The following is an 18,259-nucleotide window of genomic DNA, read 5'->3' on the forward strand; positions in this document are numbered from 1 at the left end:
AACACCTCCTTATACGATTATTGCGGAACAAAATTCTTGTCCTATATGAATGAGGAGCGCTACCTCAAACGAGGCAACGCATATTTATAACAATGAATATAAAATGGAAGCTAACTTTAACGTATCATGCCTTACAACATGATCATCATACTTCGCTAATCCCTCTTGAATAACATCAATATTATTTTCAACAAAACGTTCTTCATCCACTACAACTGGTGTAGACATTTCTTCATCATATAACTTACGTAATTCACAAGGAATCTCACGGTTATTTACAATTGCAGTATTGATAAATGGTTGCCCTAAATGATCGTGTAACGCCTGCACATGATCAAAAGCAGTATATCCCATCGTTTCACCCGCTTGTGTCATAACGTTACATACATATACCTTCTTCGCCTTTGCAGCAAGAACAGCGTCTCCAATTTTGTTAACAACTAAATTGGGCAATATACTCGTATACAAACTGCCAGGACCGAAAACAAGTAAATCAGCTCGTTTAATCTCAGCCAATGTTTCATGCAATGGCTCTACATCTTCTGGAGTTAAAAAGACACGATTAATCTTCTTTCCGTAATAAGGAATCTTTGATTCACCTGTTACAATTTCCCCATCTTCAAGTTCCGCATGAAGTACCGCACTTTGATTCGCTGCTGGTAATACACGTCCTCTGACATTTAATACTTTACTTGTTTCTGTAATTGCATGGAAAAAGTCTCCTGTAATCGAGGTCATACCTGCCAATAATAGATTTCCTAACGCATGACCTTTCAGTCCGTCTCCTGTTGTGAAACGGTGCTGAAATAAAGCTTCCACCAGTGGCTCTACATCCGATAACGCAACAAGTACGTTACGGATGTCACCTGGAGGTGGAATTTCTAGCTCATCACGTAATCGACCCGAACTGCCACCATCATCAGCGATTGTAACAACTGCTGTAATATCAACAGGATATTGCTTTAATCCTCTTAATAAAACTGAGAGTCCAGTTCCGCCTCCCATGATGACAATTTTAGGTTTTCTCTCTTTTTTCATCCCTTAATGGCCCTTTCTCTTCTCCACATCACGATGAGATACATGAACACTATACTCTGGTTTCAAATGTTTCCCAAGGTATTCTGTAAGCGTAACAGAACGATGCTGTCCACCTGTACATCCAATTGCAATTACAAGTTGACTTTTGCCTTCTCTTTTATAATGAGGCAGCATGAAAGTAATCAGATCCGTCAACTTCTCTAAAAACTTATGTGTCTCATTAAATTTCAGTACATACGAAGAAACTTCTTCATCTAGTCCTGTTAATGGCTTCATGTGTGGAATGTAATATGGATTTGGTAAAAAACGAACATCAAATACTAAATCTGCATCAATTGGAATACCGTACTTAAATCCAAATGACATAACATTTACACGAAATGCTTGCTCAGTTTCTGTTGAGAACAAGTGAACAATTTTTTCACGTAATTCTTTCGGTTTTAAATCCGATGTATCAAGCACAATATTCGCTCGTGCTTTCATATCTGTTAATAAATTGCGCTCTGCTTCGATTCCCTTTAACGGCAAACCAGTTGGTGCAAGTGGATGCGAACGTCTCGTTTCTTTATAACGAGTTACAAGCGTACTATCTTTCGCATCTAAAAATAAAATATGAGGAATAATCCATGTACGTTCTGATAAATCATCAAGTGCTCCCCATAAATGTTCGAAAAACTCGCGGCCACGTAAATCAATACCAAGTGCCACTTTATTCATTTTCCCTTTTGAATCCGCCATAAGCTCAATAAACTTTGGCAATAACATCGGTGGTAAATTATCTACACAAAAATATCCTAAATCTTCAAAACTTTGTAAAGCTACTGTTTTTCCAGCTCCAGACATCCCTGTAATAATTACCATTTTTATATCATTATTCTCTGTCATCGTATCCTCTCCTTGACGGTTTAACTCGGATCTAATCGATATGAAAGCAACTCAAAATCTGGGGTATATACAAATGTACCGTAGATTATGCCATTTCCTTTAATTAAATAATCAATAATGTGATAATCTCCTGGCGCCATTGCTAAATCATCAATTTTATCAAATGTATGCCAACCAATGATGCCTTCTTCGCTCTCTAGTTTGTTTTCTCCTGCAAAATCTGTCGCTAAAAAGGAGAACATCATCCATTCAGAAACAACTTTATCACCTTCTTGGATGACAAAGGTGAAGACCCCCTTTAACGCTGGGTTTTTCAAATAAATACCTGTTTCTTCGCGATATTCGCGAACAACGGAATCTCTTACAGTCTCACCACGCTCCATTTTCCCGCCTGGTGCAACCCACCAATTCCGGCGAGGTTTTTGGAGTAAGAGTACTTCATTATCTCTAATTAACACACAGTTTGTCACTCTTTGCATGTTTCTTCACCTCAGCTACTTGCAGTAAAATTCCTCACTGCATACTTCTTTCATTATACTATCAAAAACAGTTTGCTACAACGAAGGAGCCAGTCCTCTTTCGCTAAGCATATGCTACTCAGCAATTTTAAAAAAGCTTTCTATAACAAGCAATGTAAATGCTTAGACTTTTAATGAATAGCATGAAAAATCCCCTTAACGATTTTTATCGCCAAGGGGATTAAAGCCCTTATTTCTTACCGAAATAAGTAACAATCGCAAATCCTAAAATAAAGGTAATGATTGAACTTATAATTGTAAATCCACCAGTCGGAATCCCAGGGAATACAATTACAATCGAACCGATTACAAGTCCAATAATTGCCGCAAATGTCATACTTTTATAACGATCTAATAAAAAACTAATGCCTTTACTACTTACAACAAATCCGACCATAACACCAGCACCGATAACCACGATTAAAGGTAAATTAAGTGTAGTTAAAGCGTTAATTGCTGTTGGATACACACCAATAATTAATAAAATAAACGATCCACTAATCCCAGGAAGCAGCATGGCCATACTAGCCATCCATCCTGCGAAAAATAAACCAATTGCATTTAAAATTGTTAAAGTCGTAATTGGATCTGCTGCCTTATCTGGTTTAAAGAAAGCTGTAATCGCAACAAGAATTGCTGCAACTATTAATAAAACGATGTGCTTACCTTTAAACGATGACTTTGCATCAGCTTCCTTCATTAACATCGGTAATATACTAATAATTAAACCGAGGAAGAAAAATTGAGTCGGTTCATAATGATTTGCAAGTAAATATTTAATAACGTGACTTAACGTTAAAAATGCAGCTGCCACACCAGCTGCAAGGGGAATTAAAAATCCTAAATGTTTTTTCCATTCACGACTAAAGAATCCACTAATTGCCGCAAGCAATTGTTCATAAATCCCTAACACAACAGCGATTGTACCGCCGCTCACACCAGGAATTAAATCACTAACGCCCATACAAAATCCACGATATATATTACGCCATTCCATACTGAATAAATTCCTCATTTCTTATAGTGATTTTTTCCGTAAAGTCCAGTATATCAATAAGAAAGCTTATAATCCTTATATTTTTTGACAAAACTTTGACATTTTCACACAAAAAAAGAAGAAAGCTCCTGTCGGTAGCTTTCTTCTCAAAAGGTATATTATCCCTTATTTTTCTGATACAGTTTTTAATTCCTCTAATAATTCTTCTACATAATGTTGTGCACTTTGCGCTGCAATACTACCGTCACCTGTTGCAGTTACAATTTGACGAAGCATTTTTTCACGAACATCACCAGCTGCAAAAATACCAGGAATTTTCGTTTCCATACGCTCGTTCGTTTCAAGGTAACCATTTTCATTTGTAATACCTAGTTCAACAAATGGTTTTGATAAAGGTAACATACCGATGTATACGAATACGCCGTCAGTTTTGACTTCTTTCTCTTCTCCACTATTTACGTCCACAAGTGTTACACTTCCTACTTTACCACTTGCTTCGTTGATTTCTTTTATAGTGTGATTCCAAATGAAATCTACTTTTTCGTTTTGGAAAGCACGGTCTTGTAAAATTTTCTGTGCACGAAGCGTGTCACGACGGTGAACGATCGTTACTTTTGATGCGAAGCGTGTTAAGAACACACCCTCTTCAACAGCAGAATCTCCGCCACCAATTACGATAAGCTCTTTTCCTTTAAAGAATGCTCCGTCACATACTGCACAATATGATACACCGCGGCCGCCAAGTTCTGTTTCACCCGGTACACCAATTTTTTTATACTCTGCACCGCTTGCAACGATAATTGCACGTGCTTTATATTCTTTTTTACCAGCAATAATTGTTTTGTATTCTTTACCATCGATGACTTCTTTCACATCACCGTATGCATATTCAGCACCAAATTTCTTCGCATGCTCAAACATTTTATTTGATAAATCTGGTCCTAAAATAGACTCATAACCTGGGTAGTTTTCTACTTCTTCCGTGTTTGCCATTTGGCCACCTGGAATACCACGCTCAAGCATTAATGTGCTTAAATTTGCACGAGATGTATATACTGCAGCTGTCATACCAGCTGGTCCTGCACCAATAATAACGACATCATAAATTTTTTCTTCTGACACACTATTCACTCCTATCCATTCCTACACAATTAAGTTACCCTCATTATACTGTTAGCATCATTTTTTTCCCAATGATTTGCTTATCTTATGTGTGCGTACGCTTAACAGCTTGCACATACTTTCGGACAGTCGCTACAGATACATTATATACATCTCCAAGCTCCGACTGTGTCATTTTATTTCCTTGTTCGCCGCGTACAATGTATTCAATCGCAGCTGACCAGCCGTACACATTTGTAAATATGTCTCCAGATGTATATAAACGTATGAACGTACAAAACCAAAAGTGTAAACACTCTTCAATTAATTCATCATCTTTTTTCGTATAATTGTATAATGCATCCGCAATTCTCGCGCACTGCTCAAATTGCTGTAAATCAGCTGGAATACTCTTATGACTATTAAGTAAAAAGAAGTACTTTGCAAGTTGCGATACGATGGGAACACCGTTCTTCGCTTGCGTTATATCAAAGAAGAATCCAACCTTCTCCGGCGTTGACAATTCATTCATTAAATATAAAGCTAGCATTTGTTCTTCTAGCGTCGCACTTTGCTGAAATGATTTTCGTAATTCTTCAAATAACACATTTTGCCCTTCATCTGCTAAATTCAGCGCATTCCACGGTTCTTTTCCCTTTTTATCAGGATGTAATTCCACGACATATTGCCACATTTTTTCAGCTAGTTGCTGGTCTTTCACCATATACGCAGAATATGCAAACCAATAATAAAAACTAACGTCTCCCTCATATCCTTGACGCTTTAATAGTTTGAACCACTTATATGCATGCTCGAAATAACCAATTGTTGCGAGTGTAGTTCCCAGTTTCAAACGATGTTCAAATGAAATCGGATATACCGAAACTAGCTGTCCCGCTAATGCCTCTACTTGTTTATGCTCTCCAATTGAATATAGAAAAATAAGCGTATTACAAAGCGCATGTATATTGCCAGGATTTTTCTCTAAAATCATTTCTGTTAACTTCAGTGCTTTGTCTACATTACCAGATTGAAAATGTGCAATGGCTAAATTATTATGACCTGACCAAAATTCCGGATAATCTTTCGTAACAATTTCTAATGTAGCAATTGCTTCTTCCAATTGTCCATTACGAATATAGCGATTCGCTTCTTCCTGCATAACAATTAAATCATCTTCATCTTCAATCTCTTCCGCACCCATTGCTTCTTCTTCCATAATCTCAAGAAGTTCTAACGTATCTTCTACGAATTCCTTCTCTTTTGCAACTTCTAAATAACGATCTGCATATTTCTTCGCCTGTTGAAATAACCCCATATATGCATAATTATTTGCAATAAAATAATAGCACTGTTCAAGTTCTGGATTAGATCTAACTAACTTTAAGAAGATTTGATTCGATTCTTGATATTCACCAGCCTCAGATAATACTGATGCTAATTGACATAAAATAAACGGCTCCTTCTCACTTTGTGCCGCTCTTCGAAAATATTTAATTGCATCTTGCAATTTTTGTCCTTTGTAAGCTCTCATCCCTTTTTTATAAAAGAAGTCCGCTAATTGACTAAAAGAGATAACTTGTCCGTTCTCCTTATATATCCTTTGATTTTTCCCCATATATCCTCCAGTTTTTTGTTTTCTTCGTTCACACATTCTTCTATCTATAAGTATAAACGATTCCGTAAAAAACAAAACAGTATATTATACTCAATTATTTCCTTTTTATTCATAAAAAAAGAGGAGAAATGTTACATTTTCACCATGAACCTTCTCTTGCGGTCATTTGCTCTTTCGTATAAATAATACGCATTGGATTTCCACCTACGAAAGCACCGCTCGGTACATCTCTATGAACAAGTGTGCCAGCTGAGACAGTCGCACCGTCTCCAATTTTCACACCTGGTAATATTGTTACATTCGCTCCAATCATTACTTCATTTCCAATGACGATTTCGCCAAGTCGATATTCACGAATTAAATATTCATGTGCTAAAAGCGTTGTGTTATAGCCAATAATCGAATTCTCTCCCACAGTTATCTTTTCTGGGAACATAATATCCGGCATTACCATAAGCGCAAATGATGTTTTCTTTCCTACTTTCATCCGTAAAAAAGTGCGGTACAACCAATTTTTTACGGATAAAAATGGCGTGTAACGCGCAATTTGGATAATAATAAAGTTTTTCATTACCTTCCAAAAAGACACTGTTTTATACACATTCCATAACGAATTTTCTCCTGAAACAGGATAGCGCGTTGTCCGTCGCACTTAGCTCGCTCCTCTACTAACTTACTTGGACCTTTATGAACGGTTCATATTAGACAAAATCGGTAACAAATCACTCATTTTATCTAGCATAAAGTCCGGCTTGTAAGCCTCCAAATACGCTCTACCTTTCAACGTCCATGAAACCGCAGCTGTTTTCGTCCCCGCATTTTGACCACCGACAATATCATGATGATTATCCCCAACCATCAATGCCTCTTCTGGTTTTGCATCTAATAATTCAAGCGCTTTTTGAAGTGGCTCCGGATGTGGTTTCACATGCTCTACATCATCAATTGTCACGACAACATCAAAAAATTCATCAAGCTTTGACAACTGTAATCCCATCTCAACGGTTTGTCTCGCTTTCGTTGTAACAATACCAACTTTATAACCTTGCTTCTTCAACTCTCGAACTGTTTCATATACAGTTTCATATTCTTCTACTAATTCATCATGATGATCATGGTTAAATTTGCGATAGCTAGTAATCATCTCTTCAACCTTACTTTCATCAATCTTGCTGAAAGTATCATGCAAAGATGGACCGATAAATGGCAACACATCTTCACGCTTATATTGATTTGGATAATATGTATTTAAAGTATGTAAAAACGAAGAAATAATAAGTTCATTTGTATTAATTAAAGTTCCATCTAAATCAAATAACACGGTATTTATTCTCATCGCCTTAGTCCTTTCGCCTTCCTGAATATGAAAGAAGCAGCATCTTATAATAAGATGCTACTTGTCTCTAATTTTCTAAATATCTTTTATCAGCTTGCCCCATTTTTCGTCTCACAATAATGAAAATAATAGAAATAACAACAAGTCCAATTGACATTACTTGTGCAATACGAAGTGGTCCTAGCATTAAACTATCTGTACGTAAGCCTTCTACGAAGAAGCGTCCTACTGAATACCAAATTAAATATGTGAAGAATAACTCCCCGCGACGTAAATTCACTTTTCTTAATGCAAGTAGTAAAATTACGCCTGCAAAATTCCATAATGATTCATATAAAAACGTCGGATGATAGTACACACCCTCAATATACATTTGATTAATAATGAAATCTGGTAAATGAAGACCTTCTAAAAACTGTCTCGTTACTTCATCACCATGCGCCTCTTGGTTCATAAAGTTTCCCCATCGGCCAATTGCTTGTCCTAGTAAAATACTTGGTGCAGCAATATCTGCCAACTTCCAGAAGGAAACCCCGCGTCGTTTCGCAAAAAGAACACCTGTAATAACAGCCCCGATTAAACCACCATGAATCGCCAAACCACCTTGACGAATATTAATAATTTGACTCGGATTTTGTGCGTAATATTCCCATTCAAAAATAACATAGTACATTCTCGCAAAAAGAATAGCGATCGGTACTGCAATTAATACAAGGTCAACAAATGTATCTTTTGGAATACCTAGCCTTTCTCCCTCGCGAGTTGCCAGCCAAAGACCTAATAGCACACCTGTACCGATAATAATCCCGTACCAATACACAGGAAACGGCCCAAGTTGGATAGCTACACGGTCAAGCTGTGGTACAGAAGCTAACAGCATATGTATATGACCTCCCTCTCCAAAGTTTACTCCTGATTTCCTAACTCAATTGCACTCATTAATCGTTCAGAGAACTGCTGTGCTGCATTGACTCCCATACGTTTTAAACGGAAGTTCATCGCTGCTACTTCAATAATAACAGCCAAGTTTCGACCAGGACGAACTGGAAGTGTAATCTTCGTAAGCTCTGTATCAATAATTTTCATCTTCTCTTCATCAAGACCTAAGCGATCGTAATTTTTCTTTTGATCCCAAATTTCAAGATTAATAACAAGTGTAATACGCTTATAATTTCGTACAGCCCCTGCACCGAATAACGTCATAACGTTAATAATACCTAGACCACGAATTTCTAATAAATGCTCGATTAAATCTGGTGAACTTCCGACTAACATGTCTTCATCTTCTTGACGAATTTCCACACTATCATCCGCAACAAGACGGTGACCACGCTTTACAAGCTCAAGAGCTGTCTCACTTTTACCAACACCACTTTGACCTGTAATTAAAACACCAACGCCGTAAATATCTACTAACACACCATGCACAGCTGTTGTTGGTGCTAACTTACCTTCTAAATAGTTTGTTAAACGACTTGATAATCTCGTTGTCGTTTGAGAAGAACGTAATAAAGGCATACCTGATTCACGTGATGCTTGTAATAACTCATCTGGTACATCTTGATTACGAGTTACAATAATACATGGCGTCTCCTCAGTACAAAGCGCTTTCATTCTCTCTTGTTTTTGCTCTGACGTTAACGTGTCAAAGAAAGTAAGCTCCGTTTTACCAAGAAGCTGCACACGATCTGCTGGATAATATGTAAAAAACCCTGCCATTTCAATTCCAGGTCGTGATAAATCACTTGTATCAATTGGACGATGAATACCTTCTTCACCACTGATTAACTCCAATTGAAATTGTTCAATTAAATCTTTTGTCCTTACTTTCGGCATATGTATAAACCTCCACTCCGCTGCGGGTTCAGTCTCGTTTGATGTAAAATTCCATTCTATCGGATATTGTACCATTTTTTTCTGAAAACAAGAAATACGGTTTCTAATAAATAGAAAAAAACATTTCATACGAATAATGAAATGTTTTTCTTTTTGTCACTTTCTCTTTTTTTCATATAGAGGCTCAACAATTGCCTTTTCAATTATCATATTAAAAATTGAAATACAAATTGCCGCAACAATCGCTACACCAAATCCTGATATATTAAAAGCATCTCCTAATAATGAATCTGCTATTTTTAACGTAATCGCATTAATAACAATTAAGAAGAAGCCGAAAGTTACAACAGTAATTGGTAGCGTAATTAAAATTAAAAATGGCTTTACGAACACATTTAAAACCGCCAATATAATACTCGCAATAATTGCAGTTTGTATATTTGCTACGTAAAATGCATCTGGTGCAATCCCTTTTAAAAGTCCCGATACAGCGATTAACACAACGCTATTTACAAGAAGTGATACAATCCATCTCATTTCGTTACACATCCTTTTAAACATATATATTTCATCATACGCTAATAGATAAGAAACGCAAGTATGATACGAACACTTATATCAACTTATTCTATCTTTCATGCTTGTATACCTACTAACATTTCTTAGTAAAATAAGGGCCGCACCATCTATGTTCATGAGTTTTTACAAAAGTCCAAGTGAACTCCTTATCTACAATATAGATGTCACCCTTATACATATCGTCCCTCTCACACAATATATCATCCATATGTAACAAACTCGCATCCTTTATTAACAGTACCTCATCACAGTGTTGGTAGAAAATGTAGCAATCCTTTTTCACTTCATTATGAAACGCGTTCTTTGCTTCTTTACCCTCTAAACACTTCTTTTTCTCATAACTAAATATGTGCCAAAGATACCCACATCCATACTTATCTCCATAAAGAAAAATGTCTTCTTTTTCTTCATCACTTAAATGATTTGCAAAGTTATCCTCCCAGCGCTTCCGAAAATATACACCCCAATTTTGAAACTCTCTTACCTTCATATTTTTCTTTCTTAAAACATCTACAAATTCCATTTTCTCCCCCTATGAACGAAAAACCGAGTGCCATTTCCACTCGGTTTTTCGTAATACACTTATTGAGATAACTCTACTTCTTTTATCTTCTCTTTCATTCTTGCTTTATCACGATTTAAAATCTCTTTTAAATATTTACCTGTATATGAACGCTCTTCTTTCACTACTTGCTCTGGCGTTCCGGAAGCAACGATTTGTCCACCTTTATCTCCACCCTCTGGTCCAAGGTCAACGATATAATCAGCCGTTTTAATTACATCTAAATTATGTTCAATTACAAGTACCGTCTCACCGCTCTCAACAAGACGTTGCAACACTTCTAGAAGACGTGCAATATCATGCGCATGCAAACCAGTCGTTGGTTCATCTAAAATGTATAACGTACGTCCTGTAGAACGACGGTGTAATTCAGAAGCTAATTTTACACGTTGTGCTTCACCACCAGATAACGTCGTAGCTGGTTGCCCTAATTTCATATAACCAAGCCCAACGTCTACAAGCGTTTGAAGTTTACGCTTAATTTTTGGGATATTAGCGAAGAACTCTACTCCATCTTCAATTGTCATCCCTAACACTTCAGAAATATTCTTATCTTTATATTTCACTTCTAACGTTTCACGATTATATCGTTTACCGTGACAAACTTCACACGGAACATACACATCTGGTAGGAAATGCATTTCGATTTTAATAATTCCATCACCACGGCACGCTTCACAACGGCCACCTTTTACGTTAAAGCTGAAACGTCCTTTTTGATATCCGCGCACTTTCGCTTCATTCGTTTGTGCAAACACATCACGAATATCATCGAATACACCTGTATACGTCGCTGGATTAGAACGTGGTGTACGACCGATTGGTGATTGATCAATATCAATTACCTTATCTAAATGTTCAAGACCTTTAATCTCTTTATGAGTACCTGGCTTCGCTTTCGCTTTATATAACTTTTGAGCTAGCGATTTATATAGTACTTCATTAATCATCGTACTTTTACCAGAACCAGATACCCCTGTTACCGCTACAAACGTACCAAGCGGGAATGACATCTTCGCATTCTTTAAGTTATTCTCTTTTGCGCCGACAATTTCCACTTTCCTTCCGTCACCTTTACGTCTTTCAAGTGGAACAGGAATAAACTCTTTACCGCTTAAATACTTCCCTGTTAATGAATTATCATCTTGCATCACTTCAGCCGGTGTACCTGCTGATACGACTTGTCCACCGTGAATACCTGCACCAGGCCCTATATCAAGTAAATAGTCAGCAGCCATCATCGTATCTTCATCATGTTCAACAACAATTAACGTATTACCTAAATCGCGCATTTCTTGCAATGTACGAATAAGACGATCGTTATCACGCTGGTGTAAACCAATTGAAGGTTCATCAAGAATATAAAGTACGCCAGTTAGACGAGAACCAATTTGCGTCGCTAAACGAATACGCTGCGCCTCACCACCTGATAAAGTTCCTGCGGCACGACTTAACGTTAAATAATCTAAACCAACGTTCACTAAGAACCCAACGCGCTCCTGAATTTCTCTTAAAATTAAATGAGCTATTTTTTGTTGCTTCTCCGTTAGCTCTACATTCGAGAAGAATTCTTGTACTTCTTGAACTGAATACTTCGTTACGTCAGCAATCGTTTTATTGCCAACAAATACAGCTAAGCTCTCAGGCTTTAAGCGTCCACCTTTACACTTCGGACAAGCTTGTTCTGCCATATATTTTTCCATTTGCTCACGAATGTAATCGGAGCTCGTTTCACGATAACGACGTTCAATATTTGGAATAACACCTTCAAATAAAATCTCATTTTCCTTTACTTGACCAAATTCATTTACATAGCGGAAATAAACCTTCTCTTCACCGCTTCCGTATAACACTTTATCAAATAAATCTTTCGGTATATTTTTCACAGGCACATCCATATCAACGCCATAATGATTACATACAGATTGTAAAAGTTGCGGGTAATATTGTGAGCTTGTCGGTTCCCAAGGTGCAATTGCATGTTCATTTAATGATAAATCCCAGTTCGGGATAACAAGCTCTAAATCTACCTCTAGCTTTGAACCAAGTCCATCACAAGAAGGACATGCTCCGAACGGACTGTTGAATGAGAACATACGCGGCTCTAATTCTCCGATTGAAAAACCACAATGCGGACAAGCATGATGTTCACTAAATAGAAGTTCCTCTTCTCCCATTACATCAATTAACACTCGGCCTCCGCCAAGCTTTAATGCACTTTCAAGTGAATCAGCAAGACGGCTTGCGATTCCTTCTTTTACAACAATACGGTCAATTACAACTTCAATGGAATGCTTCTTATTTTTATCTAACGTAATATCCTCAGATACATCAAGCATTTCACCATCAACACGTACACGAACATATCCTTCCTTCTTAATATCTTCAAGTACTTTCACATGTGCACCTTTACGCCCAGACACGATAGGAGCTAACACTTGTAATTTCGTACGTTCAGGATATTCAAGAACACGGTCTACCATCTGCTCTACTGTTTGTGATGTAATTTCAATCCCATGATTTGGACAAATTGGCGTACCAATTCGCGCAAATAATAAACGTAAATAATCATAAATCTCCGTTACCGTTCCGACAGTTGAACGTGGATTACGACTCGTCGTTTTTTGATCGATTGAAATCGCTGGTGACAATCCTTCAATCGTGTCCACATCCGGCTTATCCATTTGTCCTAAAAACTGGCGCGCATACGCAGATAATGATTCTACGTATCTGCGCTGCCCTTCTGCATAAATCGTATCAAATGCTAATGATGATTTCCCCGAACCAGACAATCCCGTTACAACGACAAGCTGATTTCTCGGAATGGTTACATCAATATTTTTTAAGTTATGTGCTCTAGCACCTTTTACAACGATAAAATCCTTGCTCTTACTCACTCTTTTCACCCTTCCGCTTTTAATTCTAATAGTAAATCTCTTAGTTCAGCTGCACGCTCGAAGTCTAACGCTTTTGCTGCTTCTTTCATCTCTGCTTCCATCTTCGCAATTGTTTTTTCACGCTCTTTTTTCGTCATCTTCTTAGCTGGTGCTGCTTCATATGTTTCTGTTTCTTCAGCTGCTGTCGTTGCACGGATAACATCACGAACGCCTTTTTGAATCGTTTTCGGTGTAATACCATGCTCTTCATTGTAAGCTTCTTGTATACTACGACGACGCTTCGTTTCTTCAATCGCAATCCCCATAGATTTCGTTATACGATCTGCATACATAATAACGCGGCCGTTTTCATTACGCGCGGCACGACCGATTGTTTGAATTAATGAACGTTCTGAACGCAAAAATCCTTCCTTATCAGCATCTAAAATAGCTACAAGTGATACTTCCGGAATATCTAATCCTTCTCGCAATAAGTTAATACCGACAAGTACATCAAATTTACCGAGGCGAAGATCACGGATAATTTCAATACGTTCTAACGTTTTAATTTCAGAGTGAAGATAGTTAACTTTAATTCCTACATCTTTTAAGTAGTCCGTTAAATCCTCTGACATTTTCTTCGTTAAAGTCGTAATTAATACACGTTCATTTTTTGCAATGCGATCTTGAATTTCTCCTAATAAATCGTCAATTTGCCCTTCAATTGGTCGTATATCAATTGGTGGATCTAAAAGCCCTGTTGGACGAATAATTTGTTCTATTACTTCTGGTGACTGCTCTAACTCGTACGGTCCTGGCGTTGCTGAAACGTAAATAACTTGATTCGTTTTCTCCTCAAACTCATCAAACATGAGCGGTCTATTATCTAAAGCTGATGGCAGACGGAATCCATGATCCACAAGCACTTGTTTACGTGCTTGGTCACCGTTATACATCGCTCTTACTTGCGGTACTGATACGTGCGACTCATCCATAACGATTAAGAAATCTTTCGGGAAATAGTCTAATAACGTATACGGCGTTGCCCCCGCTGGACGAAGTGTTAAATGACGGGAGTAGTTTTCAATACCTGAACAAAAGCCCATCTCGCGCATCATTTCTAAATCATAACGTGTACGTTGCTCTATACGCTGCGCTTCTAACAACTTACCGTTATCATTTAACTCCTTTAAACGTTCTTCTAATTCTTTTTCGATATTTTCAATAGCGACCTTCATTTTCTCTTCACGTGTAACGAAGTGAGATGCTGGGAAGATTGCTACATGATCACGTTCTGCTAATACTTCACCTGTTAACGCATTTACTTCACGAATACGATCGATTTCATCACCGAAAAACTCAATTCGAATACAATGCTCATCAAGTGATGCCGGGAAGATTTCAACTACATCTCCGCGTACACGGAATGTACCACGCTTGAAATCAATATCATTACGTCCATACTGTACATCAACAAGTTCACGAAGCAATTGATTACGGTCTTTTTCCATACCAACTCGAAGCGAAACAACTAGCTCGCGGTATTCTTCTGGAGAACCTAAGCCATATATACACGAAACACTCGCAACGATAATTACATCGTCCCGTTCAAATAATGCAGACGTTGCCGAGTGACGCAATTTATCAATTTCATCATTAATCTGCGCATCTTTTTCAATAAACGTATCTGTTTGTGGTACATACGCTTCTGGCTGATAATAATCGTAGTAACTAACAAAATATTCAACTGCATTATTCGGGAAAAAGTCTTTCAACTCACTATACAACTGCCCTGCTAACGTTTTATTATGAGCCATAACAAGTGTTGGCTTTTGCACTTCTTTAATGACATTTGAAATCGTAAATGTCTTACCCGTTCCTGTCGCTCCAAGCAACACTTGCTTTTTCTTTCCACTATTAATTCCCTCTACAAGCTTCTCTATAGCTACCGGCTGATCACCTTGCGGGGAATACGCTGAGACAATTTCAAATTGACGTTCCAAGAAAATCCGACCTCCTCATAAAAATCTGTATTATTATTTTACCACGAATACCTATAAAAAACCTAAAAAAACGAACAGATATTCGGTAAAGTTTTCGACAATATACACATAAAAAAAGGAAGGAGTAAATACCTCCTTCCTCTACTAGTTCTATTTTTTAGGTACATATACTAAGTCATATCCATTGCGCCCAGCTTCATTCATACAATCTATTAGCCGATAAGTACTTTCTGATTCGCGCTGCTCTTTAATAATACTTTTACAACTATCTTTATATAACCCTTTATCCTTCCCAGCAAATTTGTCTTTTCTATTATCTGACACATAAAATATATCGTTCCCACTATACTCTAACGTTTGAAAAATCGGATCCCCTTCAAGGGTATACTGTACAATTCTTATTTTATCAACTTCCCTTTGCTCGACATTCAAAACGAACTTTTCAAATTTATCTAGATTGAGAATTCCTGCTCCCTTTACAATGACATCATTCTTCTTATCAATTGTAGTGCTAGATGGTGAACATGCTACTAAACTAAAGAGAAATAGACTTATAAAACTGGTTCTTTTTCCTATTGTCATCCTCTCCTATAAAAATTATTTGTATACCAGAAAAGCTATTTTCAATTATGAAAGTAGCTTTTCTTTTCCTTTCTCCTTCTTCGGAAAAATCACATATGAAAATGAAATCGCTGTATCAACTAAAAATATAATCGCCCACACTTGACTCACGCGACTTGCAGCTTTATTTAAAACGATTCCCGATTCTAACCAATTACCCCATTGTTCAAATGGAATAAATCCATACGCGAAGAAAAAGAATATGTGCACACCAACGAATAAAACAAGATGTAATACCCAATTTTTTATTTCCTGCTTTGCATAGGCCATACCTGTTAATTCTACCTGTTCTTCAATAATAGGCGCCGGTTCATTACGCCATTTCGCAACTGATTTTTGTACAAATATATCAAGCTTCTTTAAATCCTTTTTCCCGTAGAAAACTGCATACAATAAAATGATTACAGTAATAATCTGAAAGTTAGAGAACTTTCCTGTTTGATAATAGTCCACTACCCCTAAAGTTAAAATAAACACTTCATTTATGAGTAGTACAATCCCCATAATAAAGCTTGCTCTTTTCAAACGGAATCCGTAGCGAAGTAAAAAGAAACCGATAGCTGATAACCAAAATACAATTTCTGCCCCAATTAAAAAATACCAACGATATTCTGCAAGTATACTCATTTATCCTTCTCCCTTTCATCATAAATACGAAAAGCCTCATCCATATATACTAAAAGTTCTTCTTCAATTGGATACATGCTCATTTTCTGTGAATCTTCCTTCGATTTTCTAACTTCCCATAACTTATCTAAAAATGCTTCATCACCATTGGCCATTTCTAAACACTTCTGCATTAATCTCTTCGTTGCCCGTTGTACCTCATCATTTGCAGTTTCTTTACAATCTTTCATAAAAGTGCGAAATTGCTTTAATAAATCTACCCATTCTAAAACATTCGGATCTTCCTCACTCATATTTGGCAAATTCTGAAGCAATTTTTGTTCTTCCTTTGAAAATACTTCATTTTGAAATATTTCACGTATACGAGGAGACTGTTTTGAAAGCTGAATAAGTTCAAACATAACTTTCCAATCAAGTTCTCCCTCTACATCTACCGAATAAACAACTGCTTGTAAAACACGCTCCATTCGATTAAATTTCTTTTGTTCTTCCTGTACAAACCGAAGTTGTTTTTCAAGCGAATTTTTTAAATCCAGCTCACCTTTTACTAACATATTCGCAGCTTCTTTTAATGAAAATCCCATTTCCTTTAAAAATAAAATTTGTTGGAGACGTATTACGTCAGCTTCACTATATAAACGATGACCGCCTTCTGTTTTCCCGCTCGGCTTTAATAAATCTATTTGATCATAATAACGTAATGTACGTACTGTTACCCCTGTTTCTTTCGTCAATCGTCGTATTGAAATCACTACCATCACCTCTTCCCCTTCATTATAAAAGATGACGTAACGTCACTTTCAATACTTTTGTTAAAAAAATACAAAAAGCTGTTTATACTCTTCGTATAAACAGCTTTTACGGAAGTAATCCTTTTTGTACAGCGCGCCCACAAAATAAAATAAGTGCTCCAACGACAACACTCGTTGCTGTTTTATGATAATGAGCTGACACTAATAAATAATATGATAAACCTACAGTGCCAAGCATAATACAAATACTCGGTACTGGATTACGAGAAAAGTTTTGCATTCCCCAAAGAAGCGAAAATATAGCTGTAGCGACACATAACACCGGTAATCCCATCCCAGTTCCCCTTTTTCTATCTATTATTCCTTGTTGCTAACACGCTCGTTGATGCGATGCTAATTAATAAATCAAAACCAATCCTTATATATTTAAACGTTTACTCTAATTGAAATCTCTCAAGCTTATCATTTATTTTCTTTCTCCTTACTCCAGCGTAAATATTTCCTCCACCTTCACTCCAAAATACTTGGCGATTTTTAAAGATAACTCTAGACTCGGATTGTAATGATGGTTTTCAATCGCCACTATCGTCTGCCGCGTCACCTGCATCGCCTTTGCCATTTCAACTTGCGTTATATGATTTTGCTTTCTTAACTCTTTTATTTTATTTTTTACACCCATAGGCTCCACCTTCAAAAGTAAAGATATCTTTACTTAAATTATAAATATTTTCCAGTTATAAGTAAAGATATCTTTACAAATTTTAGAAAAATGTTTCATTAAACATCTACTCTAACGAAGTACAAGAGTAATTCAATTTATATCAGCGATTTTTTAAATATATCAGCGCAACTTAAATTATATCGGCGATTTCCCAAATATATCAGCGCAACTTCATTTATATCGGCGATT

At 36.9% G+C, this 18,259-nt stretch carries 19 protein-coding genes; all 19 read right to left on the reverse strand.

Features of this window, described 5'->3' with window-relative positions; translation table 11 throughout:
- Window positions 1–84: 84 nt before the first annotated feature.
- On the reverse strand, window positions 85–1,038 hold the full coding sequence (locus NST27_RS25160) for a gluconeogenesis factor YvcK family protein (RefSeq protein ID WP_000712186.1): 954 nt from the start codon (window positions 1,036–1,038) through the stop codon (window positions 85–87).
- 3 nt (window positions 1,039–1,041) lie between these two features.
- Window positions 1,042–1,923 (reverse strand): RNase adapter RapZ, encoded by an 882-nt coding sequence (rapZ, locus tag NST27_RS25165; RefSeq protein ID WP_000138459.1) that lies wholly within the window; start codon window positions 1,921–1,923, stop codon window positions 1,042–1,044.
- A 20-nt stretch (window positions 1,924–1,943) separates the two neighbouring features.
- Window positions 1,944–2,402 (reverse strand): NUDIX hydrolase, encoded by a 459-nt coding sequence (locus NST27_RS25170; protein ID WP_001190080.1) that lies wholly within the window; start codon window positions 2,400–2,402, stop codon window positions 1,944–1,946.
- A gap of 229 nt (window positions 2,403–2,631) precedes the next feature.
- On the reverse strand, window positions 2,632–3,438 hold the full coding sequence (locus NST27_RS25175) for a DUF368 domain-containing protein (protein WP_047387176.1): 807 nt from the start codon (window positions 3,436–3,438) through the stop codon (window positions 2,632–2,634).
- A gap of 165 nt (window positions 3,439–3,603) precedes the next feature.
- Window positions 3,604–4,560 (reverse strand): thioredoxin-disulfide reductase, encoded by a 957-nt coding sequence (gene trxB, locus NST27_RS25180; protein ID WP_016110952.1) that lies wholly within the window; start codon window positions 4,558–4,560, stop codon window positions 3,604–3,606.
- Between the two features lie 85 nt (window positions 4,561–4,645).
- The gene (locus NST27_RS25185; protein ID WP_047387182.1) at window positions 4,646–6,157 is read right to left on the reverse strand and encodes a tetratricopeptide repeat protein; all 1,512 of its coding nucleotides are present in this window, start codon (window positions 6,155–6,157) and stop codon (window positions 4,646–4,648) included.
- A 139-nt stretch (window positions 6,158–6,296) separates the two neighbouring features.
- On the reverse strand, window positions 6,297–6,809 hold the full coding sequence (locus NST27_RS25190) for an acyltransferase (protein ID WP_001255070.1): 513 nt from the start codon (window positions 6,807–6,809) through the stop codon (window positions 6,297–6,299).
- Between the two features lie 33 nt (window positions 6,810–6,842).
- A complete protein-coding gene (gene ppaX, locus NST27_RS25195) occupies window positions 6,843–7,493 on the reverse strand; it encodes a pyrophosphatase PpaX (RefSeq protein ID WP_002097946.1) in 651 nt (216 codons plus the stop codon).
- A 67-nt stretch (window positions 7,494–7,560) separates the two neighbouring features.
- Complete coding sequence (lgt, locus tag NST27_RS25200; protein WP_000922850.1) at window positions 7,561–8,373, reverse strand: prolipoprotein diacylglyceryl transferase; 813 nt, start codon at window positions 8,371–8,373, stop codon at window positions 7,561–7,563.
- Between the two features lie 26 nt (window positions 8,374–8,399).
- Window positions 8,400–9,329, reverse strand: a complete 930-nt coding sequence (gene hprK, locus NST27_RS25205; protein ID WP_001127250.1) for an HPr(Ser) kinase/phosphatase — start codon at window positions 9,327–9,329, stop codon at window positions 8,400–8,402.
- A gap of 156 nt (window positions 9,330–9,485) precedes the next feature.
- On the reverse strand, window positions 9,486–9,866 hold the full coding sequence (locus NST27_RS25210; RefSeq protein WP_001267308.1) for a phage holin family protein: 381 nt from the start codon (window positions 9,864–9,866) through the stop codon (window positions 9,486–9,488).
- A 115-nt stretch (window positions 9,867–9,981) separates the two neighbouring features.
- The gene (locus NST27_RS25215) at window positions 9,982–10,431 is read right to left on the reverse strand and encodes a DUF4275 family protein (protein WP_000397422.1); all 450 of its coding nucleotides are present in this window, start codon (window positions 10,429–10,431) and stop codon (window positions 9,982–9,984) included.
- A gap of 59 nt (window positions 10,432–10,490) precedes the next feature.
- The gene (gene uvrA / locus NST27_RS25220; RefSeq protein ID WP_000045558.1) at window positions 10,491–13,367 is read right to left on the reverse strand and encodes an excinuclease ABC subunit UvrA; all 2,877 of its coding nucleotides are present in this window, start codon (window positions 13,365–13,367) and stop codon (window positions 10,491–10,493) included.
- A gap of 5 nt (window positions 13,368–13,372) precedes the next feature.
- Window positions 13,373–15,349 carry an excinuclease ABC subunit B gene (uvrB, locus tag NST27_RS25225; RefSeq protein ID WP_000441053.1) on the reverse strand — a complete coding sequence of 659 codons (1,977 nt, stop codon included), beginning with the start codon at window positions 15,347–15,349 and terminating at the stop codon, window positions 13,373–13,375.
- Window positions 15,350–15,499: 150 nt separating this feature from the next.
- Window positions 15,500–15,931, reverse strand: a complete 432-nt coding sequence (locus tag NST27_RS25230; RefSeq protein ID WP_047387188.1) for a DUF4362 domain-containing protein — start codon at window positions 15,929–15,931, stop codon at window positions 15,500–15,502.
- A gap of 45 nt (window positions 15,932–15,976) precedes the next feature.
- On the reverse strand, window positions 15,977–16,597 hold the full coding sequence (locus NST27_RS25235; RefSeq protein WP_000025223.1) for a hypothetical protein: 621 nt from the start codon (window positions 16,595–16,597) through the stop codon (window positions 15,977–15,979).
- Window positions 16,594–17,355, reverse strand: coding sequence for a MerR family transcriptional regulator (locus NST27_RS25240; protein WP_047387192.1), 762 nt, complete (start codon window positions 17,353–17,355; stop codon window positions 16,594–16,596). The genes NST27_RS25235 and NST27_RS25240 overlap by 4 nt, the downstream gene beginning before the upstream one ends.
- Before the next feature lie 100 nt (window positions 17,356–17,455).
- Window positions 17,456–17,683: a hypothetical protein gene (locus NST27_RS25245; RefSeq protein WP_047387195.1), complete on the reverse strand. Its 228-nt coding sequence runs from the start codon at window positions 17,681–17,683 to the stop codon at window positions 17,456–17,458.
- Window positions 17,684–17,830: 147 nt separating this feature from the next.
- A complete protein-coding gene (locus NST27_RS25250) occupies window positions 17,831–18,028 on the reverse strand; it encodes a helix-turn-helix transcriptional regulator (protein WP_000538364.1) in 198 nt (65 codons plus the stop codon).
- Window positions 18,029–18,259 lie beyond the last annotated feature (231 nt).

Source organism: Bacillus sp. FSL W8-0770 (genome assembly GCF_038008705.1).
Classification (GTDB): domain Bacteria; phylum Bacillota; class Bacilli; order Bacillales; family Bacillaceae_G; genus Bacillus_A; species Bacillus_A cereus.